The organism is Geodermatophilus sp. CPCC 205506 (genome assembly GCF_051383635.1).
In the GTDB taxonomy this organism is placed as follows: domain Bacteria; phylum Actinomycetota; class Actinomycetes; order Mycobacteriales; family Geodermatophilaceae; genus Geodermatophilus.
The window spans coordinates 1-4386 of sequence record NZ_JALPKP010000103.1 but is presented as its reverse complement, the minus strand read 5'-3'; the positions used below and the strand labels follow the sequence as shown (position 1 = coordinate 4386).

General features: G+C 74.9%; 4 protein-coding genes. 1 reads left to right on the top strand and 3 read right to left on the bottom strand.

Annotation, left to right across the window (positions count from 1 at the left end; genetic code table 11):
• Positions 1-1007 (top strand): PucR family transcriptional regulator (locus tag MY520_RS27740; RefSeq protein WP_436695924.1); only part of this gene is annotated, 1007 nt, incomplete at its 5' end.
• On the opposite strand, the gene MY520_RS27735 is transcribed toward MY520_RS27740, so the two are convergent.
• From MY520_RS27735 to speB, 3 genes are read right to left on the bottom strand one after another with little or no spacing between them, the layout of a single operon-like run.
• Entirely contained in the window at positions 1004-1366 is a 363-nt protein-coding gene (locus MY520_RS27735) for a hypothetical protein (RefSeq protein WP_436695923.1), read from the bottom strand. The two genes, MY520_RS27740 and MY520_RS27735, sit on opposite strands and share 4 nt — an antisense overlap.
• A gap of 1 nt (position 1367) precedes the next feature.
• Positions 1368-3248 carry a primary-amine oxidase gene (locus tag MY520_RS27730; protein ID WP_436695922.1) on the bottom strand — a complete coding sequence of 627 codons (1881 nt, stop codon included), beginning with the start codon at positions 3246-3248 and terminating at the stop codon, positions 1368-1370.
• On the bottom strand, positions 3245-4285 hold the full coding sequence (gene speB / locus MY520_RS27725; RefSeq protein WP_436695921.1) for an agmatinase: 1041 nt from the start codon (positions 4283-4285) through the stop codon (positions 3245-3247). Before speB ends, MY520_RS27730 begins: the two co-directional genes overlap by 4 nt.
• Positions 4286-4386: the final 101 nt, after the last annotated feature.

Sequence of the window (4386 nt, the reverse complement as noted above, 5' to 3'; positions counted from 1 at the left end):
TGCTGGACGCCGTCGGCGCCCCGCTGGAGGCGGCGCCGGCGGCGGCCGCCCGGCGCGCGCCGGGCCTGCAGGCCGAGCTGGACCGGCTGCGCGGGATGCGCGCCCCGGCGAGCGCCGCGCTGAGCGCACCGGAGGAGACGGTGCTGGTCCAGTCGCTGGGCAGCGGTGCGCGCACCCGGGGCTTCCTGGCGGTCGGCCGCCCGGGGCCGCTCCCGCCGGCCGACCGGCACGTCGTGAACGCGGCCGCGCTGCTGCTCACGCTGCGGATGGAGCAGTCCCGGGGGCTGGACAGCGCCATGGCGGCCCTCCGCGCGGCGCTGCTGCGTCTCCTGCTGGCGGGCGAGGAGAGGACGGTGGCCACGGTCGTCGTCGAGCTGGGGCAGCAGCTGCCCGCCGAGCCGCTGCACGTCCTGGTCCTGCTGGGCACCGGGGAGCAGCGCTCCGCGGCGGTCGACGTCGCCGCCGACGCGGCCGCGCACGAGCACGCCCCGCTGTTCTCCGCGGAGCTCGACGACGCCCTGGTGCTGCTGACCCCGGCGGCCGGCCCGCTGCCGGAGCGGCTGGGTGTGCTGACCACGCGGGTGCCGGGCGCGGCGATCGGATCGTCCGGGCCGGTCCGCTGGGCGGGGCTGGCCGACGGCGTCCGGCAGGCCCGGCAGGCCGCCGAGCACGGCCGGGGCCGCGGCGCCGGGATCGTCGCGTTCGCCGACCTGGCGGCCCCCGGGCTCACCGCCCTGCTCGACCCGACGGCGACCCGCGCCTTCGCCGACGCGCTCCTGGCCCCCCTGGTGGCCGCGGATCGGGCCGGTGGCGACCTCGTGCACTCGGTGCGGGTGTGGCTGGCCCACCACGGGCAGTGGGAGCCGGCCGCGGCGCAGCTCGGGGTGCACCGGCACACGCTGCGCAAGCGCGTGCACCGGGCCGGCGGCCTGCTCGGCCAGGACCTCGACGAGCCCGGCGCGCGGGCCGAGCTGTGGATCGCGCTGCACCCGCCGGGAACGGACTAGACGACCAGGTCGCGACCCAGCCACCAGCGCCACGCGGCGAGCAGCAGGCCCGCGCCGGCGAGCAGCGACGCCGCCGTCGCCCACGAGGTCCCGCCTCCGTGCACGTGACCGGTGGCCGGGAGCGCGGCCGCGACGAAGGGGTGCGCCGCCATCCCCACCGCCAGGACGACGTGCGTGCCCCACGCCACCGGGCCGGGCCGCCGCCACAGGTGCACCGCGCAGGTCAGGCAGGCCAGCCCGATGGCGAGTGCGGCAGCGCCGCCCGCCGTCCCCGCGTGCAGCACGGCGCAGGCCACCGCCACGACCGCCGCCGTCCGCGCCAGCAGGCACGGACCGGCGGCGGCACCGCCCGCGGGCACCTCAGTGGCAGCGGGCCGCGCTGGGCGGCACGTCGAGCGTCGGGTTGCGGTCGAAGAAGCCCCACGGCTTCAGCGAGAACGACACGACGTCGACCGGCATGACCGGCCAGTCCTCGGGCCGCGGGATGTGGTGGATGCCGAACACGTGCCACAGCACGATGTCGGCGTCGGCGATGGGCCGGTCGGCCTTCGTCCACTCCGGCAGGCCCGCCGAGCCCCGGCTCTGGTTGCAGAACTCGCCGGCCGGCCAGCGCTCCTCCTCGTCGAACGCGGTGACCCACAGCGTGTGGTCGATGACCTCGGCCCGGCGCATGATCGCCGAGTCGCGGTCCACCAGGGCCGGGAAGGAGCCCGACGCGACCAGCTTGTAGCCGGTCGGCGTGCCCAGCCGGTTGAGGTGGTTGCGGTTGACCACCTTCCAGCCGCGCTGGCTGGCCCAGTCGAGGTCCTGCCGCCCCTCGGACTCGGTGAGCAGCGGGCGGCTGCGCTGCGCCAGCGCGAGGCCGTGCGGGTCGGCCGTGGAGACCGGCACCGCGGCGCTCTCGGAGACCACGACGGTGTTCTCCGGTCCGTCGACCTCCATGTCCAGGCGGGCGACGATGAAGTGCTGGTGGAAGGGCGCGTAGGTCTGGTCGTCCACGAGGGTGCCGGTGGGCGGGGTCGCGCCGTCGAAGGCGCTGGTGACCATGATCCCGGTGGCGCGCACCTCGCACTCGATCGTGCCGTCCTGGTAGAAGCGCCAGTAGGTCAGGTACTCGTAGTTGGCCACGGTGGCGTGGAAGGACACGACCATCCGCCGCGACCGGCGGACCTCGGCGCCGGCCTTCTCGTCGACGTGCTTCCACAGCACGCCGTCGTCCTCCTCGTGCAGGCAGATGGCGTTCTTGATCGTGTACGGCTCGCCGCGGGTGTCGTGCAGGACGGCGTCGACGTAGGTGATCTCGCCGAGGCAGTCGCAGCCCAGCTCGAGCGAGGTGGTCATGAAGCCCAGGCCCCACTCGCCGATGTCGAAGGCGGTGCGCCGGTGGTGGTCGGGGCTGGGGTCGCGGTAGGGGACGACCATCTCGGCGAAGGACAGCCGGTGCGCGACCGGCCGGCCGTCGTAGGCCACCCGGTGGATCACCAGCCCCTCGCGGTGGTTGAAGCCCAGCCGCATCGTCCAGTTCTGCCAGCGCAGCTCGTTGCCGTCGAGGGCGAAGGAGACCCCCTCCGGCTGGGTGATCTCCAGCGCCTTGACGTCGGTGCGCTGGACCAGGCCGGGAACGAGGTCGGGGCGGTACTCGCCCATCGGCGTGCCCCCGGCCGGCGGGGCGTCGTCCTCGATCCGCAGCAACTCCATGGTGTTGAGGTCCACGACGAAGTGCAGGCCGTTGACCGGGTTGGCGTACGGGTTGCCCTTCGGCGTCGACCGGCGCCAGACGTCGGTCCAGCCGACCCGCCGGTCCTGGAACTCGACCGGGATGAGCGAGTGCCCGTAGGCCCAGGTGTCGATGAGCACCAGGTCCAGATCGGTGATGCCCCGCTTCGCGAGGGCGGCGACGACGTCGGGGTGCTCGATGAGCACCTCGTGCGCCTCGTGCCACTCGTCGAGGGTCATGTTCGCCTGCTCGCCGGGCACCGCCTCCCACGAGAGCACGGTGTCGTCGGTCAGCGACACCAGCGCCTTGTGGGTGGTGCCCTCCTCGCGGCTCCAGCAGGTCACCCGCGCCTCGCGCCGGATCGGGTCGCCGGGGCGGAACGCGCGGACGACGTCCTTGGCCGGCTCCCGCAACTCGATCGAGGCGAACCGCCACCGCTCGTCGACGCCGCGGTCCCGGCGCAGGATGCCTGCGGCGGCGCGGAACTCCTCGGCGGTCAGCGGGTCGAGCGGGTGGGCGATCATGCGGGGTCCTCTCGGCGGGGAACGGGGCGGTCGGCGAGCAGGGGGAGGGACGGGTCCCACCGGGTGCCGTCGCGGGCGTCGCGGCGGCGGCGGGCGACGGCCGACAGCGCCTCCAGCACCACGCGGTTGGCCAGGGCGGCGGTGATGTCGGCGTGGTCGTAGGGCGGGCTGACCTCGACCACGTCCACGCCCACGACCGGGAGCTCGAGGCAGATCCGGCGCACCGAGTCCAGCAGCTGCCGGGCGGTCAGCCCGCCGGGCTCGGGGGTGCCGGTGCCGGGGGCGTGCCCGGGGTCGCAGACGTCGATGTCGACGGAGAGGAAGACGCCCTCGCACTGGTCGGTGGCGATGCCGAAGGCCTCGGTGAGACAGGCCTCCAGGCCGCGGTGCCCGATCTCGGTCATCTCGTAGGAGCGCATCCGCTGCTCGGCCATCCAGTCCAGCGTCTCCGGCGGGGGCCAGTAGCCGCGCAGGCCGATCTGCAGGAAGCGGTCGCCGCGCAGGGCACCGGACTCGATCAGCCGGCGCATCGGCTGCCCGTGTCCCCACAGCGAGCCGAACTCGATGTCGCCGGTGTCGGCGTGCGCGTCGAAGTGGATCATCGACACCCGGCCGTGCCCGAGCACGTTGGCCACGCCCTTGGCGTCGGCGAAGGCGATCGAGTGGTCGCCGCCGAGGACCACCGGGATCGCGCCGGCCCGGGTGACCGTCTCCACCGCGGCCTCCAGCGCGGGCAGCGCGGTCTCGATGTCCCCGGAGTACATCTCGACGTCGCCGGCGTCGAGCACGCGCAGGTCGCGCAGCCCGTCGGTGCGCAGGGCCAGGCTGGGCCGGGACCCGTCGTGGGCCAGGTAGTCGGTCATCCGGATGGCCTGCGGGCCGAAGCGGGTGCCGGGACGGTGCGAGGTGCCGCCGTCGAACGGGGCGCCGAGGACGACGACGTCCGCACCGGCGAAGGACGCGGGGTCCTCCAGGTCGCAGCGGCCGACGCCGAGGTAGGTGATGTCGGGCCCGTACTGGGCGCCGTAGCGGGTCATGCGGGGGATCCCTGTCGGTCGGTCGGGGCGCACCCCGAGGGGCAGAAATGGCCATTTCTGCCCCTCGGGGCCGCCTGCGGTCAGGAGTCGATGTTGGCCAT

Bases quoted from the DNA above. Each gene is read 5' to 3' on its own strand.
- MY520_RS27730 (WP_436695922.1), bottom strand. From the start codon at position 3,248: ATGATCGCCCACCCGCTCGACCCGCTGACCGCCGAGGAGTTCCGCGCC.
- speB (WP_436695921.1), bottom strand. From the start codon at position 4,285: ATGACCCGCTACGGCGCCCAGTACGGGCCCGACATCACCTACCTCGGC.